Origin of the sequence: Paraburkholderia sp., assembly GCF_047605525.1 — a bacterium.
GTDB lineage: Bacteria > Pseudomonadota > Gammaproteobacteria > Burkholderiales > Burkholderiaceae > Paraburkholderia.
Genome location: NZ_JASGFN010000004.1, coordinates 354,188 through 374,611, shown reverse-complemented (window position 1 = coordinate 374,611; position 20,424 = coordinate 354,188). Strand labels below are relative to the sequence as shown.

Genomic DNA, 20,424 nt, shown 5'->3' with positions numbered 1-20,424 from the left:
AGGCCAATTCCCGCAAAAGAAGGCTTATATGCTGGTTTCATCGTCGATCGTCATGATTACAGCCGTTTTGCACAACAATGTGGCGCGCGCCGTGTGGAATCACCTTGCGTAGCGCCACCACGCTTCCTAGAGTGGGTAGGGACCGCACGGAGCACGCCGGCCGCTGCGGCGGCACTCACGCACCACAGGGCATTGCACGAAGGAATCACGATGACCGACCTACTCGACCGGGCGCGCGGCGCACTGCACGCCCAGCCGTTCAGCATGCTGCTAGGCGCGGAGTTGATGCACGCCGGCAGCAACGAACTCACCCTCTGTCTGCCGATTCGCGACGAGCTGCGCCAGCAGCACGGCTTCGTGCATGGCGGCGTCATCAGCTATCTCGCCGACAACGCGCTGACGTTCGCGGGCGCGCTGTCGCTCGGACCGAAAGTCGTGACCGGCGAATACAAGATCAACTATCTGCGCCCGGCGATAAGCGGCATGCTGATCGCGCGCGCGAACGTCGTGCATGCGGGCCGGCACCAGGCGATCTGCCAGTGCAGCGTGTATGTGATGGACGGGAATCGGGAAAAGCTCGTGGCGGTTGCGCAGGGGACGGTCAACCGGATCGGGGAGGAGGTGCCAGCAGGCGTAGTGTGACCCGCCTGATTTCTTCGGGTCATTCATCCTGGAAGGCGGCCTTGGTTGCCTCTGATCGGCGCCGCCCCGCACGCCAGATGCCGCCCTCTAGGCCACTTTCCGCTCGGTGGTCCACGACCAGAGATCCGCGGGCGACAACGCTTCAGAGAACAGAAAGCCCTGCAGTTCATCACAGCCGATCGTGCGTAAGATGCGCGCCTGGTGTTCGTTCTCGACACCTTCGGCGACCACCCGCAAGCCGAGTTCGTGGCCCAGTTCGATGATCGCGCGAATGATCGCGAGGTCTGCCGGCGCATCGAGCATGTCGAGCACGAACGCGCGGTCGATCTTGAGCCGGTCGAGCGGGAAGCGGTTCAAATAGCTGAGGCTCGAATAGCCAGTGCCGAAATCGTCGAGCGACAGCTTGATCCCGAGCGCGCGAATGGCGTTGGTCGTCGCGAGATAGTTCTCCGCGTTGTCCATCAGCACGGTTTCGGTGATCTCGAGTTCGAGCCGCTTCGCGTCGACCTGATGCCGGGCGAGACTGCCCTGGAGCGTGCCGATCAGGTCCGGATCGCGCAGCTGGATCGCCGAGAGGTTGATCGAGACACGCAGCGGCGGCAACCCTTCCGCGTCCCATGCGGCGATCTGCTGGCACGCTTCATCGATCACCCATGCGCCGATCGGAATGATGAGTCTCGTCTCTTCGGCGACCGGAATGAACTGCGCGGGCGACACGGCGCCTATCTGCGGACTGTTCCAGCGCAGCAGCCCTTCCACCGAAACGAGCTGACCCGTGTGCGCGTCGACGCATGGCTGGTACTCGAGCCGGAATTCGTGCCTCTCGATTGCAGCGCGAAGGCATGCTTCGAGTGTCAGCCGGTAGCGGGTGCGTTCGGCCATGTCGGACGAGAAGAACTTGACGAGATTGCGCCCCGCGCCCTTTGCCTGATACATCGCGGCATCGGCGTTCTGCATCAGCGTTTCGATGTCCGAGCCGTCGTCCGGAAACAGCGCCACGCCGACACTGCACGACACCTGCAGCGTCACGCCGCCGACCTCGTGCGGCTGGCGCACGAGGGGCAGCAAACGATCTTCGATCGTGCGCGTGACGTCGGCCGCGTTGCTGACGCCGTTCAGGATCACCGTGAACTCGTCGCCGCCGAGGCGGCTGACCGTGTCGTTGCTGCGCACGGCCTGCAACAGTCGCCGCGACACCGAGCGCAGCAGGTTGTCGCCGACGTGATGACCCAGTGAATCGTTGATGTCCTTGAAGCGATCGAGATCGATAAACAGCACCGCGACGCGCTGCCCCGCGCGGCGCGCGTTGCCGAGCACGATGCCAAGACGTTTGACGAACAGTTCGCGGTTCGGCAGCTCCGTCAACACGTCGTGCTCCGCGAGGAACTGGATGCGCGCCTCGCTCTTCTTGCGGTCCGTGATGTCGATCAGCGTGCAGATGTAGTGCGAAAGGTTCGCGCGTCGGTCGCGCACCGCGCTCATCATCAGCCAGGCCGGGTAGTCGCTGCCGGCGCGGCGCCGTATGTGCGCTTCGCCGTGCCACGTGCTCAGGCGATTGACGGAATCGATAACCCCCGGAAGGATGTCGTCGTGCTCCTGCGAGCCGAAGATGAACGTGGGCTCCTGGCCCGTCACGTCGTCGGCACGATAGCCGGTCGCGCGATAGAACGATGCGTTGGCGGTCACGAGCCGCCGTTGCTCATCGAGAATCAGGATCGCTTCGGATGAGGCTTCGAACACCTTGCCCCATAACTCGAGGCGCTGCTCCATCAGCTTGATCTGGTTGATCGGCGTGAACGCGGTCAGCACGGCGTCGCGTCCCTGAAAGTCGAAGCGGCGCGCCGACAACATCGCCCAGGTGGGTTCACCGACGGCTTTCCAGCGTACTTCGAATTCATCGACGGCGTCGCGGTCCGAGAGCTGCTGGAAGAAGCGCGCGCGCACCTCCGAGTCGAGACCGAAGCCCCACGGGTCGACCGTGCAGCCATTGAGCCAGTAGAGCGCGGGCTCGTTCGCGTGCAACACTTCATGGCCCGGGATCGCCGTGACGACCATCGGCACCGGCGTCGCCTCGACGAGCGCGTACTGCGCGGCCGACGCGCGCGCGGTCGCGGCGAGTTCCTTTTGCACGTCACGCTCGCGGTCGAGTTGCGCAAGCATGTCGTTGAAGCCGCGCACGAGCTGGCCGATCTCGTCCTGGCTGTGCCAGCTGGCGCGCAGCGAGTGGTCACCCGTGCGCCGCACCGTGTCCATCACGCGCGCGAGCTGGCGCAGCGGCCGCGAAATCTGCTGCGCGACGAAGTACACCATGCTCAGGATCGCGCATAGGAGAAACAGCGCGGTGCCCAGGTGCAGCCACATCCGCTCGAAGAGACCGCGTACCCGCTCGTGCAGCAGTGTTTCGAGCTGATTGCCGGTCACGCTCCAGGCGTCGCTCACCCCTTTGATTGCGCGCTGCTGCGCGGCGTCGAGAGCGGCCAGCGTGCCGGCATCCGCACCGGCATCGACTGCCGTGCCGGCCTCTCCACGAAATGCATCGACCGTGGCCAGCATGTGCCCGATCGCGGGGCCGATCGAACCGTTCAGCGTGCTGTTCGCCGCGGATGCCTCCGCATAGTCGGAACGCAGCTCCTGCAAGACAGCGTCGAGCTGGCCTTCCAGCACGAGGTAGCGGGTGCGCAGCTCATCGTGGCTCATCGGCGCGGCGCGGTGATTCGAGCCGGCATCGTGCAGGTGGCGGCCGATCTTGTTGATGTCGCCGAGCAGTTCCGGATAGCGCAGGATCGACAGAGACATCGAGTAGTAGCTGTCGAGATCCGGATCCAGGATCAGGTTCGACTGGTTGCCGACTCGCGTCACCAGGGCGCGCGCCGCGTCGAGACCGCTGTCCACCGTCGCGTCGCTGGCATGGGGCGCCGCCGTGGCTGCAAGCACGTTCAGGACGCGCGCATTGAGTTCGGCGCTTTTCATGTTGGCGCCGTAGCGGCTCTCGGCGTCGGCGAGCCGGTTCGCCGTGTGTTGCAATTGAGCTGCCGTCGGCGGCTGCCCGGCTCCGGCGAGTGCAAAGTCGATGAGCACGTCCTGCATCGCAGCGACGTAGGCGTTGCCGACCAGTTCCTTGTTGGAGAAGTCAATCGCGATGTACTTCTCGTGGATCAGGATGCCGCTGATATACAGCACCGCGCTCAGGTCCAGCAGATAGATCAGCAATAGCTTGCGGCCGACGCGAAGACGCGCGAGTAACCGGAAGAACAGGTTGTGTGTCATAAGCGTTGCGGTTCGCGCGCGAAGCGTGCGCCCCGGGTGCCGTAAGCCGGACGATTCACTGCGTTTTCTCCGTACGGGGGGTGTCGGATCTGATTTGAGTGCGAAAGGCGCGAAAGACCTCTGTTCAAGCTATCGGCGGGTTGATTTGTTTCTTGAGCTTTTGCTTAAAAGTCACCGAGACGGTGCTTGGTGTGCGACATTGCAGTGCAGAGGGTTGGGTTGGGGTGAGGGGTGGGGTTGGTTGTGGCGTAGGCTGACGACGCTCGCCAATCGAGGCCTCGGCTGCCTCGCGGTGGGCCTGGAACCGGTGACGCCGGTGGAATGATCGTGGCGAGCGGCACGCAGACTGAGTCTCGCTCGGAAAGGAATGCCGCATGACTGTGTATCTGCGGCAATAACTCATGGCGTGAAGTGGGAGGGGCAAGGCTATGCTTTGCCTGGGAGGTCGGTGGGGGTGTTGATCTGTATTGGACCGTGTTCGGCCAGGAGACGACAGTCGACATCGCCGTCACATAGCCATTCGAACGGCCGTTATTTCGCCGAAACTGGCCTCTTCCCTTCGTGTAGAGCCGCCGTAACACGCCTCGCCGTTGCTGACCTAGGCTCTCAGGTCGTCGCTTTGCGTAATCCTCTTGTACCGTGGCTGGCTATTTAGAACTGATGCAGCCTTCCCTAAGGAATGCCAGCGAATGGTCGCCAATACGCAGAGAGAAAACTGTAGAATCAAGAGTATGAGAAGTGCCACATGGACAAAGCGCGTGACGAACGATCACCATGACAGACATCAAAGCTAACGCACTCGGTGACACCACGGCAGAGAATGACAAGAAAATGCTCACTGAGGCATTCGTTGCAACTGCCGATTTTCGGACACTTATCGAGACAGACGAGCGTACCGTGGTGGTTGGGCGGCGAGGCACTGGAAAAAGCGCGTTGTACTTACAGCTTCAAAAGCATTGGGAGGGCGACAAAAAAATCGTTGTCCTCCCTTTCTCGCCGGAAGATACGGAAGTAATTGGATTCCGATCATTACTAAAACCATTTTCAACTTCGTTTAATTTGGCGCGGGCATCCACTCGCCTGCTTTGGCGGTATGCTATGCTCATGGAAATTGCCGCGTATATTCGGGGCAATTACAAGCTGGGGCATTTGGTAGAAAATGATGAGACACTTCGGGAGCATTTGAACCGCTGGGGCAGTGTCAAAGGGAATTTGCTGACCAAATGTCGACATATTGCAAAGGCCTTTTTGTCCAGCGCGTCCCCCGAAGAAGCAGTGGGAGATTTGCCTGGCAACCTCGATTTGAATCATATTGAGAGCAAGGTTATCTCCCTCACCGAGCTTTCTGAGCGGAGATTTGTTCTCTTATTGGACCGCTTGGACGAGGGTTATGAACCGGATGAAATTGGTATCGGCATCATCACTGGCTTGGCATACGCATCGATAGAGTTAAATAAACGGGCGGATAAAATACGACCAATTATTTTTCTGCGAGATAACATTTATCGTGCCGTTGCGAAAGAAGATCCAGATTACTCCAGAAATATCGAGGGCCAGGTAATTCGCCTGCATTGGGATTGGGCGCAATTGTTACTCCTGGCGGCCGCCAGAATGCGTGTGTGCTTCAAGCTTGACCTTGAAAAAGATCAGCGCATCTGGGATCGATGCACCGCGGGCGTATTGCAAGGACGAGATGGCTTCAAGCAGTGCTTGCAGTTCACTCTTTACCGACCGCGTGACTTGCTATCGCTATTGAATGAGGCCTTCTATAGTGCGTCTCGCGAGAACCGCTCTACCGCAATTTTTTCCGATTTGGAATTTGCGGCAAGATCTATTTCAGTAGCGCGTTTGGAGGATCTCTGGAAGGAATATCAAAAAGTATTCCCCTCTATTCAGACCGTATCAAACGTCTTTGCCGATGGAGAGCCAGAATTCGATGTCGCCACGGCAACCGAACTATTGGGTAGAGTCATTGAAAAACTCGACGAAGACGAGTCACAAGCTGTGCTGCGGGACATTAGACTTCTCGAACCAAGTGGAATACTTCAGGGGCTTTATAGTGTTGGGTTTCTCGGAGTCCAAGAGATAACTACAGGCACTTTTACGTTTTGCCATGACGGCAGAACCCCTGATGTGGCATTTGACGATAAGTCGCGGCTATTGATTCACCCATGCTACTGGCTTGGGTTGAATCTGAGCCGTAACGCATTAATGCCGGATGAGGCCGAAGAAATAACTGACGAGTACGACATAAAAGTCCAATCAGTCACGCCGGAAATTAGAAATGCGAGAATCGGCCAAACTGTCTCGAAATTGGAAAAAATCCCTGTCGGTTCGGACGGGCAAAGGGAATTTGAATTATGGTGCCTTGATGCATTAAGAATTGCGTTCGCTGCGCACCTGACGAACATACAATCCCATCCCAACGGGGCTGCTGTACAACGACGCGACATTGTCGGGCGCAACCGTGAAGAATCCGAATTCTGGCGACGAGTGAGAACTGACTATGGAGTTCGCCACGCAATCTTCGAAATTAAAAATTATGGGGAGCTAGGGGCGACGGAATATCGACAGCTCCAATCGTATTTAACTGGTATGTATGGCGCCCTTGGATTTATGATTACACGAGATCTTGATGAATATTTGCATAGCGGAAAAGATCTCGATTGGATTAAGGAAATGTACCAGTCTCATGGCGTGGTACTGGTGAAATTGCCCGCGAAATTTGTCTGTAAGATTTTGCAGAAATTGCGAAGCCCTGACAAACACGATGCCGTTGATCAACAAATGAATACGTTGCTCGACATGTACGAGAGGAATTATCTCGGGATTAAATCGACACGTGCCAAGAAGCGTTAACCGGCTACGTCCTCAAAGTCGAAAATCAGCGTAATTGGATCGGGAAAGACAAAATGACTTCCGGTAAATCGTGTTTGGCAGTAATAGACCCACGAACAGCCATTGATAGAGCGAGAGATGAAAGGCCGTTTGGGGTCGATTTCGGTCTTCCCCCTTCCCCGTGAGCGGCCATCTTTCAATGATCGGTTATCGCCCGAACAATTGCGGCAACAGCCAATAGCCCACCTACCAACTTCCACCTCGATTCAGCCCAGTGTGCAAAGAAATGCTCCTCACCTATCGCACCTTATCCAATCGGCCAAATCTCACCATCTAGCCCAACCAGTCAAATGTGAGATAACTCCTGCCGTATAATCATTCGGTCGTCGGGAAACACCCGGCGATCAGGTTTAGCAGCCTGAACGTTACGTCCGTACTCCCACTCAGGTGGGAGTACGTCTACCGCTGCACGTCTATATTTCTATGGGCGGGCTGTGGAGGGGGAGCCGCAAGGCTCGCTGGTTTGACGTAACGCCAGTCTGCTAACCCTTCCATGTGCCCGCTCACCCCCTTTCCGCAAAAGCGAGTGACCAGGCGATCCAGGAAGCAACAGGGAGAAGATCGCACCATGACCAGGTCCGTCAAAAACCAACCAGCTTCACGTCCCCCCGTCGACGCCCTCCAGTACGAAAAGCTTGCCCTTTCTGCATTCGATTTATGCGACCGTCAGGTAAGCCAACTGGACACCCTGATCACCCTCGCATCGTCGATATGTAAAAACCCGGCGATAACACGCGACGAAAGGCGCAACCGTCAAACGCTGCTCGAATTACTTCTGGATACAGCAGAGCAGTATCAACATGAACTCGAATGCGACCGTGAGCTATTCCAGGTGATCGCTCTCGACGCAAAGGGCGTCCCACACAGCCGCATCACCGCGAGCCATGCGGCGAGGCTGCTTGCCGAGGCATCGCAAAGCGCGAGAGCACAGCAAACGAAATTGCCTGTCTCCAGCGCGAACGCCCCACATCGCAACGACCCGACCGCGAAAGCCTCTGACACATTGCCCTCGAACACAGTGCAGTAATGCTCGACGCATCATAGTCGGCGATCAAAGCGATCGAGCATAATCACTTCCGGAGCCATGGTCGGCCAGGCCGGCCATCCCGGCATCGACGATCAACGCCTCGACGGCAAATTTGCGACGGAAACGAGCTAGAAGATTGCAAAAAAATGAAAGTTCTAGGCGTAATGCTTTATTTGATTGGACTACTTTCTGGAGTAGCCGCGCTCTCAATGACGTTGCTTCTCTGGGTTGAGAAACCAATTGGTCTACCGTGTCACACGGTGAGCTATGACGGAACGTTCGCCGTCGGGTCTATATTCGGCCGAAAGACAGTATCTTTCCTCGGCGATGGCGACCCTCTTTTGTTGGCTGGGGGAACGGGACATCGTCTCGGACCTTTTTCGATGACATTGTTTGACGGACTAACATCTGGATCACGCGCGCGCCTGGAATATTGCGACAGCACAATTGTGCGTATGAGCGCAGATGGCCGTGAGGTATATAGACACACTCAAAAAAACGCGGAGGATAACCGTTTGGCGGGCATACGGCAGACGGGATGGTTCGCAATATTCGCATTTCTAGCTGCGATATTGGGCCGGTTGTTAGTGCGGCTATGCCCTGATGTATAGAATCGACCTAGGCGCTCCCTTGAGCCCCGGCACTTCATTGGGCGAACCGGCGCAGGCGCGCGAAGCGAATCACGATTTGCGCTCCCCATCTTCGCGCACGCCGTATCGCGGAAGAAAGCGGCAGCTTTGGAGCGATATTACGAAAAAAAATCAGGACAGTCCAGCATCAATGATCAGTCATCGTCCTTGACGGGAAGCCGGTCAGCATCGACCTTCATCTCGATCTTCGTGTACTCGGGACCGAGTACCTGCATACGTTCGGTACGGCCTTGATCGTCAGTCATTCCAACGTATTGCCGCGCGCTGGTCGTGACACGGTAGCAGATCTCAGCGAGCGGCTCGCGCTTGCCCAGGTTGTCCACGCCAATCAGAGTCAACGACTTTTCCAGAGAGTTAACTCTTGAATTCTGAGTTCAATAAATTTGACTGCATCGTCGCGCAAGGTCAGAACAGTCTTTCTGAATTCCGCGTCGCTCATGTTTTCGCAGATAGGTGGCCCGCTTGTATCTACGGTTAAAGGCGATCTGATATGGCAACTGAAGCGGTCACAACACTGCGTCTCCCTTCTCTTTGAATGTTGAAATTTATTTTCCGTCGCAGCAATTATCAGGACATCCGGGTGACAACTCAATCTCGACACGTCTGATCTTTTCAGGCGATTCTACAGAATGAACCAAGGGTCGATATATTCCACCACGAATATCGTATGGAACCTGAGTGAGGCCAAATTGCATCAACATGGTCTTCGCTTTGTCAGCGCGTTGCAGTGCCAAATTTTCGGGTTCTCTTTCGTTTTCTTCAGCTAATCCTCTAATCGACAGCACCTCTTGAATGGGATACTTCAGGCGCATATCGATAGCCCAGTTAGCCATCTTTAAAGCTTGATCCGCAGATATCCGGGACGAATTCTTCTGGAAATAAAGGTCGATATTTTGACCGGGAAGGTTCTCAGCCGTGTTGCACGCTTGCGCGCTGACAGATAGCATCCCAATGGCTAGGGCGATCAATTTAATACCCATAGACGAACGTTATTTAATTGCCTTGTTATTAGGTATCACACGCGGGTCGTTGCAAAGACGCTCGCATCCGCCTTCACATATCGGAACAAGAGTTACCGCAATCTGATCGAGTGTTTCAATACCTTTGTCATCAGTATCCGGTTCCTTGATGATTCTCGTATCAAGCCAAATATTCCCCTCTTTCACACCAAGTTGGACCAGGTAGCTTTTGAGGATTTTTGCGCGCTCTGCTGCTATCGCCTTCGGATTTTGCTCTTTTATATATCCGCCCGCATAGACGATGCATCTAATTTCGACGTCCGGCCATTGCCTCGCAGCCAGCACCATATCGGCGATCTTAATACGATCAGAATTTTGAATTTCCGTCGAGTTGAGAGGTAAGCTGCTTATCATATCCTCGGAAATAGTACAGGCGCCTGCGTTGCCTACGCTCACAACCAGGCAAAACGCCATGAGATGGCGCGCCGTTCGGCAGGGAAAATTTTCTCCTGGCATTAAATTTTCCTTAATCTTGGAATCCCACATAACATGTCAAGCTACGCGCGCACCGACCGTCGCAAAAAGCAGAACCACCGCTAACTCGTCAAACTACCGGCCAGCAAGAAACAGTGAAATAGGCGATGGATGAAAGTGCTCAACCGCGATCTGAAAAATCGTCGATGAGCAAAAAAAAGCCGCTCCCGCAAAAACGGGAACGGCTTTTCCTGTTGCAACACTGCTTATAAAACCCGGCGTCTGCCTACCTGAACCCAAACGTCAGCCAAGGCATCCACGCATCACCCTATTCACTCCGCCGCATAAGTCTTCTGCGTCTGCTCACCCAACCCCTCAATACCAAGCCGCACCGTCTGCCCCGGCTTCAGATACACCGGCTCCGGCTTAACACCCATCCCAACACCCGGCGGCGTACCAGTCGAAATCACGTCACCCGGTTGCAGGCTCATGCACTGCGACACATACGACACGACCTTCGCAACATTGAAGATCATCGTCTTCGTGCTGCCGTTCTGATAACGATGGCCATCCACTTCGAGCCACATGCTCAGGTTCTGCGGATCGGCGACTTCATCGCGCGTAACGACCCACGGGCCGATCGGGCCGAACGTGTCGAAACCCTTGCCCTTGTCCCACGTGCCGCCGCGCTCGATCTGCCATTCGCGCTCCGACACGTCGTTGATCACGCAGTAGCCCGCCACGTAGTCGAGCGCGTTCGCTTCGTCGACATACTTCGCCGCCTTGCCGATCACCACGCCGAGTTCGACTTCCCAGTCGGTCTTCTTCGAGCCGCGCGGAATTTCGATGTCGTCGTTCGGGCCGGAAATCGCGCTCGTCCACTTGTTGAAGATCACCGGTTCGGCCGGCACCGGCAGGTTCGATTCCGCCGCGTGATCCGCATAGTTCAGCCCGATGCAGATGAACTTGCCGATCCTGGCCACGCACGGCCCGATACGCGGATTGCCTTCGACCACCGGCAACGAAGCCGGATCGAGCGCGCGCAGTTTCGCGAGGCTTTCATCGCTGAGCGCCGCACCGTCGATATCGCCGACCGCCTTCGACAGATCGCGAATCTTGCCTTGCGCGTCGAGCAGGCCCGGTTTTTCCTGGCCTTTCGGCCCATAACGAAGCAGTTTCATCGTTGCACTTTCCTTTGGTTCAGTTGTGTTCGGTTCGTCGATCGGATCGGCGGGACCGGATCAGTTCGACCAGCCGCCGTCGATCACGTGCGCCTGGCCCGTCGTGAACGACGACTCGTCGGACGCGAGATACAGCGCGAGCGCGGCGATCTCCTCCGCCTTGCCGACGCGGCCCATCGGCTGACGCGCGACGAACACGGCCTGCACCGCCTCGAGCGTCGCACCCTGCGCCTGCGCCTGGGCGGCGATTCGCTGTTCGAGCGACGGCGAGGATACCGTGCCCGGGCAAATCGCGTTACAGCGTACACCACGCGTGACGAAATCCGCGGCAACGGCCTTGGTCAGCCCGATCACGGCGGCTTTCGACGCGCCATACGCGAAGCGGTTCGGCACGCCCTTCACGCTCGACGCCGCCGACGACATATTGACGATCGAGCCGCTGCCCTTCTCCAGCATTGCCGGCAGGAACGCGCGGATCATCCGGTACATCGCCTTCGCGTTGAGATCGAACGCGAAATCCCAATCCTCCTCGCTGCATTCGAGGATGTTGCCCGCGTGCACGAAGCCCGCGCAGTTGAATAGCACGTCGACCGTGCCGACCTCGGCGGCCAGCGCCTTGATTGCCGCGCCGTCCAGCACGTCGAGCTTGCGCGCCTCGACCGGCTTGCCGGCCAGTCCGTCGATGCGGATATCGGTGGCGATCACGCGCGCGCCTTCGCGCGCGAACAGTTCGGCGGTGGCGAGACCGATGCCTTGTCCCGCGGCGGTGATCAGGGCCGTTTTGCCGGCCAGTCTTTGTGTCATCTACGACTCCAGTTCAATGGGCTGCTAACGTTGCAGAGTGGCCAAAGCGGCCAAAAAATCAAAGCCGGTAAAACGCGGCGGCGTTCTCGCCGAACACGGCAGCGCGCTCGGCGTCGCTCAACGACGCAAGCAGCGTGGTCGCCACCGAATGCCAGAGCAGATAGTCGCCATTCAGTTCGAGCACCGGCCAGTCGCTGCCCCACATCAGCCGCGCGGGGCCGAACGTATTCAGCAGATGCTCGACGTACGGCCGCAGCGTGTCCTCGGTCCAGCCGGGCGACGCCTCGGTGGCGAGACCCGAGAGCTTGCAATGCACCTGCGGCAGCGCGGCGAGCCGCGTGATCGCATCGCACCACACCTGATAGCCCGCCTGACCGTAACGGATCTGCGGCTTCGCGCCATGATCGACGACGACGCGCAGCGCCGGAAAGCGCTGCGCGAAAATCTCGACGTACTGGACGTGGCGCGCGTAGATCAGCGCATCGAAGGCGAGGTCGTGGGCGATCAGCGCATCGATTGCCGGCGCGAGGTCGGGGTTGGCGATCCAGCCGTCGTCGGGAATGTCCTGCAGCATCGGCCGCACGCCCTTGAACTTCGGCTCGTGCGCGAGCACTTCGATCAGCTCGGGTGCATTCGGCAGCAACAGCGGCACCCAGCCGACCACGCCGGCAATAGACGGCTCATGCCGCGCGATGTCGAGCAGGTAGCGGGTTTCGTCGAGCGTCGGCGCCGCCTGCACGACCACGGTCCGCTCGATGCCGGCCTGCTCGCGCAACGGCTGCAAGTCCGCCGGGCCGAACGGCCGGTAGAGGATTTTCAGCTCGGGCGTCAGCCACTCGTAATCGCCTCGCGCGGGGTCCCAATAGTGCTGGTGAGCGTCGATCGCCATCGTCGGGTCAATCCTCGGGCGCGGGCGCGCGGGCGTCGAGCAGGCCGGCTTCGCGCAACGCGGACCACAGCGCGGCGGGAATCGGCAGCTCGAACGACGCGACGTTCTCGCGCAATTCGTCGGCACTGCGCGCGCCGGTCAGCACGGTGGCGACCGCCGGATGCGCATACGGAAACTGCAACGCGGCGGCGGCGAGCGGCACGCCATGCGCGCGGCATACCGACTCCAGACGCGCGACGCGCTCGATCACCTCGGCCGGCGCCGCGCCGTAGTTGAACTTCAGATCGCCCGCAACGCCGCGCGCCAGAATGCCCGAATTGAACGCGCCGCCTAACAGGATGCTGACGCCGCGCGCCTCGCAGGCGGGCAGCAGGTCGTCGAGGGTGGTCTGTTCGAGCAGCGTATAACGGCCGGCGAGCAGCGCGCAATCGATATCGAATTCGGCCATTGCATCGAGAATCACAGCGCCTTCGTTGACGCCCAAGCCAACCGCCTTGATCGCGCCGCTCGAACGCAACCGCTCCAGCGCGCGAAAGCCGCCGCCTTCGGTCAGTTGCCGCCAGTAATGCGGATGCTGATCGCCGTGCGTGACGCGGCCGATGTCGTGCACGAGCAGGATGTCGATATCGACGATGCCGAGGCGCTGCTGGCTGTCCTCGAACGAACGCAGAATGCCGTCGTGCGTGTAGTCGTAAATGGCTTCGAAGGGCAGCGGATTCTGCCAGCCTTCGCGGTCGTCGAACGGCGAGGTGCGCGGCACGAAGCGTCGGCCGACCTTGGTGGACAGCACGTACTCGCCGCGCGGATAGTGGCGCAGCGCGGCGCCGAGCCGATGTTCGGCTTTCGTGTTGCCGTAGTGCGGCGCGGTGTCGAAGTAGCGCACGCCCGCATCCCATGCGGCGGCGATCGTCGCATGAGCCTCTTCGTCGGACAGGTCGCGGTACAGGCCGCCGAGCGGCGCCGTGCCGAGACTCAATCCGCTCACCTCCAGCGAGCCACGGCCGATGCGGCGCCGCTGCCCGATCTTCGATCCGGTCGATGCCGTCATTGAGGGCGTCTCCATGTTTTCTCGTGTTTTTACCATGCGCGAGCGGGAATTGCTTTCCAGATTGCCCGCCGGATTGCCGGCGGCCCCGCGCCGGCGCCTGCCCCGCTCACTGCTGCGCGAGCGTCACCACCCTCTGCCCCGGAACCGCATTCGACGGCAAGCACGCGGGCCCAACCGGCTCGAACGTCTTGTAAGTCAGGATGAACTCCTGATGCCCGAGCGATTCCGACTTCGACGCCGCGCCCAACGACACGGCCACCGTCCGCTCGAACACTTCGCGGCCCACTTCATCGAGCGTGCCGCGGCCTTCGAGAATGCGGCCTGCGTCGACGTCCATATCGCCGGCGAGGTTGCGGTAGGTCGCCGGATTCGCGCATACCTTGATGACCGGCGAAATCGCCGAGCCGACCACCGAACCGCGCCCGGTCGTGAACAGAATCACGTGCGCGCCGCACGCGATCAGCTCGCCGATCTCCGCGTTGTCGCTGATGTTCGGAAAACCGAAACGCGGCTCGCCGTCGGGCACGACATCGAGCAGATAGAGCCCGCCGGTCGGCGGAATATCGCCCGGCTTGATGATGCCGACGATCGGCGACGCACCGCTTTTCGCGTAGGCGCCGAGCGACTTTTCTTCCTGCGTGGTCAGGCCGCCGTCCGCATTGCCGACCGCGAAACTGCCGTGGCCGAGAATCGAGTAATAGCGCGCCGCCTTGGCAACGCAGGCGACGATTTCATCGCCGAGTTCCGGCCTCGCGGCGCGCGATTTCATATGGAACTCGCAGCCCACCAGTTCGCCGGTTTCCTCGAAGATGCAGGCCGCGCCGGCATCGATCAGATGATCGAACGCGCGGCCCACGGCCGGGTTCGCGGTAATGCCGCTGGTGCCGTCCGAGCCGCCGCAGATCGTCGCGACGACCAGTTCGCTCAGCGCCATCGGCACCTTGCGCTGCGCGGCGAGTTGTTCACGCGCACCGCGAATCCAGTCGACGCCGTATTGAATCGTGCTGCGCGTGCCGCCGTTTTCCTGGATCGTCAGCACTTCGACCGGGCGGCCGCTCGCGCGCACCACGTCGACCAGGTAGTGCTTGTTCATGCTTTCGCAGCCGAGCGAGACGAACAGCACCGCGCCGACATTCGGATGCGTGGCCAGGCGCTCCAGCATCTTCTCCGCGTACCCGTTCGGATAGCAGCCGGGAAAGCCGATCAGATGCACCGGCGGCTCGCGTTCGGCGGAGGGGTCGTCGAAGGCGTCGAGTGGTTCGCGAAACTGCGCGACGATTTCGTGCGCCACGTGATGCGCGCATTCGACCAGGTAGGCCACCGCGACCACGTTGCGGATGCCCTTGCGGCCGTCGCTGCGCGGATAGCCTTGCAGCATCGGCTGCTGCATCGCGCTTGCTATGGCGCTTGTTGCGGAGATGTCAGTCATGATCGTGTCGGTGATGAACGAACTCGTGGCCCGCGTCGTGCGTGTAGGTCGGCAGGTAGTCGCTCGCGAGGTTGTGCGTATGCAGATGCTCGCCGCGCGCCACCGCTTCGGTCACGTGGCCGATCGGCGCGCCGTAGCGCAGCACCTTGTCGTCCTGCGCGAGCGCGTGGCGCGCGATCTTGTGACCGAGTTCGATGGTCTTCGCGAGCGTGACGCGCTCGCCTTCGATATCGACCTGCGTGCCCGCCGCGAGCCGCGCCGCCGCGATCAGGCAGTTGTCGGCGGGACTCAGCAGGATCAGGCGCGAGTCGGTCGGCAATGGGTGCGAGGGATGGCTCGTCAAAGCGGTTCTCCGTCGTGCGTGCGCATCAGTTCTGGCCTTCGCCGCTCGCCAGACGTGCCACCATCAGCGAGCCGAGAATGATCGCGCCGTAAATCGCCTGAATCCAGAATGACGGCACCTGGGCGAGCGTCAGCAGGTTCTGCACGACGCCGAGCAGCAGCACGCCGGACAGTGCGCCGAGCATCGTGCCCTTGCCGCCATCGAGCGAAATGCCACCGATCACCGCCGCCGCGAACACCGTGAAGATCATGCCGTTGCCCTGGTTCGCGTTGATCGCGCCGACATAGCCGGTCACGATCAGCCCGCCGAGCGACGCGAGCACGCTGCCGAGCACGAACACGCCCCACGTGATGCGCTCGACGCGAATGCCCGCCGCGCGCGCCGCTTCCGGGTTGCCGCCGATCGCATACAGCGCGCGGCCGAGGCGGTGATAGCGCAGCATGAACGCGGCGATCGCGAAGGCCGCCACCGCGAGCCATACCGACAACGGCAGGCCGAGCACGATCGTGGTGGCGAGCGCGAAGAACGACGGCGGCATATCGAACAGCGTGCCGCCCTTGGTCGCGCCGACCAGCATGCCGCGCAGCACGATCAGCATCGCCAGCGTGACGATGAACGCGTTCAGCCGCAAGCGCACGACCAGAAAGCCGTTGATCAGCCCGATCACCGCGCCGACCACGACGATCGCGAGCAGCCCGGCCGCCGCCGGCCATTGCGTGCCGAAGCCCGCGGACGCGGCCGGCATCACCAGCATCGCGCCCACGGCCGGCGCGATGCCGACCGTCGATTCGAGCGACAGGTCGAACTTGCCGGTCAGCACGATCAGCGATTCCGCGAGCACGACGAGCGCGAGCGCCGCCGATGCGCCGAGCACGCTGATCAGATTCGCGCGCGTCAGAAAGCTCGGGCTCACGAATGCGCCGATCACGATCAGCAGCGCGAGCGCGGGGACGAGCGCCAGTTCGCGCAGCCGCGCGAGTTCGAAGCGGGCACGTTTGCCGCGCGCCGCGCTCGCGGCCGGCGCGGCCTGTTGCGACTGGGCCGCCGCCGCGCCGAACGCGGGGGTGGGCACACTATTCTTCATGGAGACTGACCCCTTCAACGGATGCGATCAGATCGTGGTCTTGCCAACCGGCGGGGAATTCGGCCGCGACGCGGCCACGGAACATCACGAGCACGCGGTCGCAGGTGCGCAGATCGTCGAGCTCGCCGGACACGACCAGCACGGCCTTGCCCTCTTCGCGCACGCGATCCACCACGGACAGCAATGCTTCCTTCGATTTCACGTCGACGCCCGCGGTGGGGTCGATCAGCACGAGCACGTTGGGATCGGTGGCGAGCGCGCGCGCCATCACCACCTTCTGCTGATTGCCGCCCGACAGCCCGGACACCACGTGCTCGGGCCCCTGCGCGACGATGTCGAGCGCGTCGATCATCCGGCGGCCGAACGCGTTCTTCTTCGCGGGCGGTGCGATGCCGAACTTGCCGAGCAGGCGCGCGATCGTCATCGAGGCGTTTTCCGCCACCGATTGCGTGAGCACGAGCCCTTCGTGATGCCGGTCCTTCGGCACGCAGCCGACGCCGTGCGCGAGCGCGGCCGGCACGTCGCCGGGCGGCAGCGTCGTGCCGTCGATGCGGATCGCGCCGCGCTTCGCCGCGCGCAAACCGGCAATCGCCTCGGCGACGCTCGTGCGGCCGCTGCTCGTCGCGCCGGTCAGGCCGACCACCTCGCCGCGCCTGACCTGAAACGACACGTCTTCGTAATCGGCGCCGGCGAGGGTTTCGACTTGCAGCGCAACCGGCGTATCGGCGGGCAACGCGGCGCGCAAGGCCGCGTCGTTCACCGCGAGGCCGCCGCGCTCGCCGGTCATCGCTTCGATCAGCTGCTCGCGCGGCAACGCCGCCACCGGCGCGCTGACGATATGCCGCGCGTCGCGCAGCACCGTGACGGCCTGGCAGATCTCGTACACCTCCTGCAGATGGTGCGAGATGAACAGGAACGTCACGCCTTCGCGCTGCAACTCGCTGATGCGCCGGAACAGCCGCTTGATCTCGTCGCCGTCGAGCTGCGCGGTCGGCTCGTCGAGGATGATGAAGCGCGCGCCGTACGACAGCGCCCGCGCGATCTCCACCAGCTGGCGCGCTTCGACCGTCAGGTCGCCGGCGCGCGCATCCTCGCGCACGTCGATCTTCCAGTGATCGAGCAATGCGCGCGCGTCACGGCGCATCGCATGCCAGTCGATCATGCCGCCGCGCCTCGGCTGCCGGTTGATGAACAGGTTCTCGGCGACGCTCAGCTCGCGGATGATCGTCGAGTGCTGATAGACGCAGGCGACGCGCTCGCGCCAGGCATCGCGATCCGCGATCGGCGGCGCGGCCTCGCCGCCGAAACGCACTTCGCCGGTATCGGGCTTGCGCAGGCCGGTGAGGATCGACACCAGCGTCGATTTCCCCGCGCCGTTGCGCCCGACGAGCGCATGCGACTCGCCGGGCATCACGCGCAGGCTCACGTCGTTGAGCGCGGCGTGCGAACCGAAGCGCTTGCCGACCCCGAGCGCCTCGACGACCGGCGGGAGTCCCTGCGGGGCCACCGCAGGGATCCCTTGCGGGGAAACTGGAGCAGTAGACATCTGGCTCATCTGAGCGCTCACTTGACGGTGTTGCCCCACAAGGCCTTGTCGTCGACGTTCGCCTTCGTCACGAGCGGCGCGGGCAGTTGGTCTTCGAGCAGGCCCGGTGCGAGCTGGATGATGTTGCTGCCGTGATCGGTCGGGCCCGGCTTGAAGGTCTGCCCCGCGAGCGCGGCCTTGATATAGAACAGGCCGTATTTCGCGTACGAATCGGCGGGCTGCGATACGGTCGCGTCGATCTCGCCGCGGCGGATCGCCTCGAACTCCTGCGGAATGCCGTCATTGCTGACGATCACGACGTGCTTCGCGTCGCCCGCCGGAAACAGCATCTGTTTGCGGCGCAGCGTTTGCAGCGTCGGCGACAGATACACGCCGCCCGCCTGCATGTAGATCGCCTTTACGTCGGGGTTCGCGGTCAGCAGGCTGTCGAGCGCGGTGGCCGCGACATCGCCTTTCCAGGCCGCCGGAATTTCGAGCAGCGACAGGTTCGGATAGCCCTTCAGACACGCGCGGAACGCCTCGGAGCGGTCGCGCCCGTTCACCGAGGCGAGGTCGCCCATGATCTGCACGACCTTGCCCGACTTCACGTGCTCGCCGATGTACTTGCACGCCTTCTCGCCGTACGCGTGATTGTCGGCGCGCACGACCATCGCAACCTTGCCCTGGGTCGGCGCGACGTCCACCGCGACGACCGGCACGTTCTTCGCCGCGGCGGCGTCGAGCGCGCGGCTGATCGCGGCCGAATCGAGCGGGCCGACCACGATGCCCTTCGAGCCGAGGTTCAGCAGGTTGTTCATGTCGGTGATCTGCTGCACGGGATCGCCGTTCGAATTGACCGGCGCGAGGATGTCGAGGCTCATGTCCTTCGCGTACTTCGGCAGGTAGTTGTTGTACGACTGCCAGAACGGCGAGGTGAGCAACGGCAGATCGAGGCCGATCTTGCCGGCCTCGGCGGCCTGCGCGGCACTACCGCTGGCGGCCACGCCGGCGACGCACGCGGCGGCGGCCAGCGCGGAAAGGGAGCGACGGAACAGACGGCGGCCCGCGCGGGGCCCTTGAACGAACGACATGGTTTGTCTCCTGCCAGGTGTTGGGGAACTGCGTGAGCCGGTCGTCGATGCCGGCGCTTCGTCCTGCGTTTTCTTTATCGGGTTATTGGCGTAGCGTTCATTCACCAATGAACGTATTATTCATAGACGAACTTTCTGAAGTCAAGAACGGGGCGCGGGGGAAGGCGTCCGGATTTTCCCTGGACGGGCCGGGTCTCCCGCCGGAATCGCTACGCACTTACACTTGCGCGCCAGATAATGAGAACTGCACCCGGAACCTCGCTGACGATCACGATGGACGCAGAAGACAAAGACGACGACCGTTACCGCGCCCCCGCGCTCGACAAAGGCCTCGACATCCTCGAACTGCTGTCCGAGCAGAAGGAAGGGCTCACGCGCGCCGAAATCACCAAGCTGCTGGGCCGCAATGCGAGCGAGATGTACCGGATGCTCGAGCGCCTCGTCGCGCGTCAGTACGTGGTGCGCTCGGCGGCCGGCGACCGCTACTCGCTAAGCCTGAAGCTGTATGCGCTCGCGCATCGTCATCCGCCGATGAACCGGTTGATCTCCGAGGCGCTGCCGCTGATGCAGCGTTTCGCCGACATGGCCGAGCAGTCGTGCCACCTCGTCGTCTACGATCGCGGCAACCTGCTCGTGATCGCCCAGGTCGACGGGCCGGGCACGTGGGGAATGTCGGTGCGGCTCGGCTCGCGCGTCGGTCTGATCGACACCGGTTCGGGGCGCGTGATGCTCGCGTTCCAGAGCGTCGAGCAGCGTCAACAGATGCTCGCGGAACACACCAGGGTGAAGGGCGAAGTGACGATCGATCGCGACGCGCTGGAGGCGGCGTGCGAGCGGATTCGCGCGGCCGGCTTCTCGCAGAAGGACAGCCAGCAGACTTTCGGCGTGACCGATGTGACGTACCCGATTCTCGGGCCGGCCGGTCAGGCGATCGCGGTACTCACGTGTCCGTATCTGCGGCGTATCGACGAATACGTCGCGCCGACGCTCGAAGCGGCGACCGCATTGCTGCGCGACACGGTGCAGGCGCTGTCGATGTTTCACGAGCAGGCCGCGTAGCAGCGTGCTCGCGCGCATGGTTTAGAATGGCGGCCCTTTCAAAATTACGCCGCA

The 20,424-nt window shown here is 61.4% G+C and carries 17 protein-coding genes; 4 read left to right on the top strand and 13 right to left on the bottom strand.

Annotated features, from left to right (window positions below; translation table 11 throughout):
- The first annotated feature begins 210 nt into the window (after positions 1–210).
- The gene (locus QM685_RS08385) at positions 211–642 is read left to right on the top strand and encodes a PaaI family thioesterase (protein WP_415114652.1); all 432 of its coding nucleotides are present in this window, start codon (positions 211–213) and stop codon (positions 640–642) included.
- An 87-nt stretch (positions 643–729) separates the two neighbouring features.
- Here the strand turns inward: QM685_RS08385 and QM685_RS08380 are convergent, their stop codons facing one another.
- Positions 730–3,909 (bottom strand): EAL domain-containing protein, encoded by a 3,180-nt coding sequence (locus QM685_RS08380; protein ID WP_415114650.1) that lies wholly within the window; start codon positions 3,907–3,909, stop codon positions 730–732.
- 774 nt (positions 3,910–4,683) lie between these two features.
- Between QM685_RS08380 and QM685_RS08375 the strand changes: the two genes are divergently transcribed.
- Both QM685_RS08375 and QM685_RS08370 read left to right on the top strand, forming a co-directional pair.
- The gene (locus QM685_RS08375; protein WP_415114648.1) at positions 4,684–6,768 is read left to right on the top strand and encodes a P-loop ATPase, Sll1717 family; all 2,085 of its coding nucleotides are present in this window, start codon (positions 4,684–4,686) and stop codon (positions 6,766–6,768) included.
- A gap of 607 nt (positions 6,769–7,375) precedes the next feature.
- The gene (locus QM685_RS08370) at positions 7,376–7,834 is read left to right on the top strand and encodes a hypothetical protein (RefSeq protein WP_415114646.1); all 459 of its coding nucleotides are present in this window, start codon (positions 7,376–7,378) and stop codon (positions 7,832–7,834) included.
- Between the two features lie 784 nt (positions 7,835–8,618).
- On the opposite strand, the gene QM685_RS08365 is transcribed toward QM685_RS08370, so the two are convergent.
- From QM685_RS08365 to QM685_RS08310, 12 genes are all read right to left on the bottom strand, one after another.
- Positions 8,619–8,822 (bottom strand): hypothetical protein, encoded by a 204-nt coding sequence (locus tag QM685_RS08365; RefSeq protein ID WP_415114644.1) that lies wholly within the window; start codon positions 8,820–8,822, stop codon positions 8,619–8,621.
- A gap of 207 nt (positions 8,823–9,029) precedes the next feature.
- Positions 9,030–9,464 carry a hypothetical protein gene (locus QM685_RS08360; protein WP_415114642.1) on the bottom strand — a complete coding sequence of 145 codons (435 nt, stop codon included), beginning with the start codon at positions 9,462–9,464 and terminating at the stop codon, positions 9,030–9,032.
- Positions 9,465–9,473: 9 nt separating this feature from the next.
- Positions 9,474–9,989 carry a hypothetical protein gene (locus tag QM685_RS08355; RefSeq protein WP_415114640.1) on the bottom strand — a complete coding sequence of 172 codons (516 nt, stop codon included), beginning with the start codon at positions 9,987–9,989 and terminating at the stop codon, positions 9,474–9,476.
- 260 nt (positions 9,990–10,249) lie between these two features.
- Entirely contained in the window at positions 10,250–11,098 is an 849-nt protein-coding gene (locus QM685_RS08350; RefSeq protein WP_415114638.1) for an ureidoglycolate lyase, read from the bottom strand.
- Positions 11,099–11,158: 60 nt separating this feature from the next.
- Entirely contained in the window at positions 11,159–11,902 is a 744-nt protein-coding gene (locus tag QM685_RS08345; protein ID WP_415114636.1) for an SDR family oxidoreductase, read from the bottom strand.
- A gap of 58 nt (positions 11,903–11,960) precedes the next feature.
- On the bottom strand, positions 11,961–12,791 hold the full coding sequence (locus tag QM685_RS08340) for an amidohydrolase family protein (RefSeq protein WP_415114634.1): 831 nt from the start codon (positions 12,789–12,791) through the stop codon (positions 11,961–11,963).
- 7 nt (positions 12,792–12,798) lie between these two features.
- On the bottom strand, positions 12,799–13,839 hold the full coding sequence (locus QM685_RS08335) for an aldo/keto reductase (protein WP_415114725.1): 1,041 nt from the start codon (positions 13,837–13,839) through the stop codon (positions 12,799–12,801).
- Positions 13,840–13,945: 106 nt separating this feature from the next.
- A complete protein-coding gene (locus tag QM685_RS08330; protein WP_415114632.1) occupies positions 13,946–15,268 on the bottom strand; it encodes a UxaA family hydrolase in 1,323 nt (440 codons plus the stop codon).
- Positions 15,261–15,611, bottom strand: coding sequence for a UxaA family hydrolase (locus QM685_RS08325; protein WP_415114630.1), 351 nt, complete (start codon positions 15,609–15,611; stop codon positions 15,261–15,263). Before QM685_RS08325 ends, QM685_RS08330 begins: the two co-directional genes overlap by 8 nt.
- Before the next feature lie 25 nt (positions 15,612–15,636).
- Positions 15,637–16,695 (bottom strand): ABC transporter permease, encoded by a 1,059-nt coding sequence (locus tag QM685_RS08320; RefSeq protein ID WP_415114628.1) that lies wholly within the window; start codon positions 16,693–16,695, stop codon positions 15,637–15,639.
- Positions 16,685–18,202, bottom strand: coding sequence for a sugar ABC transporter ATP-binding protein (locus QM685_RS08315; RefSeq protein WP_415114626.1), 1,518 nt, complete (start codon positions 18,200–18,202; stop codon positions 16,685–16,687). The genes QM685_RS08320 and QM685_RS08315 overlap by 11 nt, the downstream gene beginning before the upstream one ends.
- Before the next feature lie 56 nt (positions 18,203–18,258).
- Positions 18,259–19,311, bottom strand: a complete 1,053-nt coding sequence (locus QM685_RS08310; RefSeq protein ID WP_415114624.1) for a sugar ABC transporter substrate-binding protein — start codon at positions 19,309–19,311, stop codon at positions 18,259–18,261.
- A gap of 273 nt (positions 19,312–19,584) precedes the next feature.
- Here QM685_RS08310 and QM685_RS08305 point away from each other — a divergent pair, with 273 nt between their 5' ends.
- Entirely contained in the window at positions 19,585–20,370 is a 786-nt protein-coding gene (locus QM685_RS08305) for an IclR family transcriptional regulator (RefSeq protein WP_415114723.1), read from the top strand.
- The last annotated feature ends 54 nt before the right edge of the window (positions 20,371–20,424 follow it).